This is a genomic window from Glutamicibacter sp. AOP38-B1-38, from assembly GCF_052377485.1.
Lineage (GTDB): Bacteria > Actinomycetota > Actinomycetes > Actinomycetales > Micrococcaceae > Glutamicibacter.
Genome location: NZ_JBQSWU010000076.1, coordinates 1 through 1,662, shown reverse-complemented (window position 1 = coordinate 1,662; position 1,662 = coordinate 1). Strand labels below are relative to the sequence as shown.

At 57.2% G+C, this 1,662-nt stretch carries 1 protein-coding gene; it reads right to left on the bottom strand.

Annotated elements, in window-relative coordinates; all coding sequences use genetic code 11:
- Window positions 1-179: 179 nt before the first annotated feature.
- The gene (locus ACT3TP_RS18635) at window positions 180-1,616 is read right to left on the bottom strand and encodes an IS1380 family transposase (RefSeq protein WP_444621279.1); all 1,437 of its coding nucleotides are present in this window, start codon (window positions 1,614-1,616) and stop codon (window positions 180-182) included.
- Window positions 1,617-1,662: the final 46 nt, after the last annotated feature.

The following is a 1,662-nucleotide window of genomic DNA, read 5'->3' as shown; positions in this document are numbered from 1 at the left end:
CCAGATTTTTCATGGAGACTCTCAAGCCCACCGGATCGGTATCACGCCGGACTTCCGGTGGGTTTCCTGAATTCTGGTACGCCAAAGACCGTCCTTTCGCTGACGTCAGCGCCGGCCACCACGCACCGGAACCATGCCTTCCCTTGACTCGAAGCACCAAATGACCACCATTTGAAAGCTCAGGTTCGCAGCGGCCCGCCTGACCATCGCTGACGCAACCCGATGATCTGTTCCTGGAGTGACAAGACCAATCCACACTCCGGTGCCTTCTGGTTGATCAGCAACCTGGGTTGGCGGCCACTCTTGGTCAGCTTCCCAGCCATGGACCACACACGGTACCGCCACCTTTTCACATCCCAGCTGACTGCTTCATGCCCAACTGGCAGGAGGACCAGCTGCAACCACGCAGTCAGGTTATAGGCAAACATTGCCAGGTTCGCCCACGCTTGATTCGCTGCAAACGACGTGAAAGGCAATTTCCCAAGTCCCGCGGCCTTCAAAGACTTGATCCTGTTCTCGCACCTTGCGCGCGCCCGGTGACGGGCATCCAAAAACGCGGGGTCGTAGCGTGGAGAGTTCGTCAGAAACGCGGTGACTCTATTCCCGTCCGTATCAAACAGGCTGGCTTTCGCCCCGGGATGCAACGGTTCAGCCCGAAGATAAATGCGGGAACCTGGCGGGTATCCAATGAGTTCAATAACCTTGGATGCATCAATCACCCACGCATTATCACGATGCTCACCATCGGCGGTGAGCGCCGGCTCCCAGTACTTCTTCTCATCGATCCACCGCACAAATCGTTCCTTCAGCACTGGCAGTGAATACGAGGTGGAGAACTGCAGGCCCAGCGAATCAACATGCTTCAAGAACTCACGGGTGGCACCGGCACTATCGGTGCGGACCATGATCTTTTCACCAATCAGCACACCATCTGGGTCATAGAAATCGTCGGGCAGTTGTTCCAGCGCTTGGCTAAGGATGCTGATATGGTCCTTCGCCGAGTTCGCGGCTTTATTTCCAGGACGCAGGCGGACAGCCAGGATTTCGCCGGTGCCCTGGGTTTTGCCGTAGTCAACCATGGCGATCATGGGAGAGAAACCATAGCCGCCCTTGTAGTTTCCTTTGGCACCTTCTTTATCTGAGTGCACGTTGACTAGGGACGCGTCGATATCCACGGTCAGAGGATTCATGCGGGAAGCTCGTGCTGCGGGATTGCGTTGACCTGCAGCCGCCCAGAGTTTGGTCCGTACCTCGCGTTGCATGGTAGCGAATGCGTAGTCGAAAGCCCCCGGGTGCTTGCTGATCCTGGCGAAGAACCTGCTGAACGTGGGGTCAGAGGCCACCGGCCCGAACAGCCCCTGAACCGTTCGTAGCTGGTCAGTGTCGCTGACTTGCTCGCCGCCGGCGGCGAGCATCAGACCCAGGTCTGCGATCATCTTCCCTGGCCGGTGCACCGCCGCGGCCGGGACGAATTGGGAGAATCGGTTTTCGCAGAGTTTGCGGAAACCCATTGCGTTGAGCAGGTCGCTCAGGGTGGTGAGTCCTGCGTGGGAGACGAGTGCTTGGTTTGTGCTCACGGTTGGTATGGCTGGGTAAAGGGAGGTATTGTTGTTCACCGAGAGAGTGATCCTTTGGACTGTTGAGAATATGGCTTAGATACCT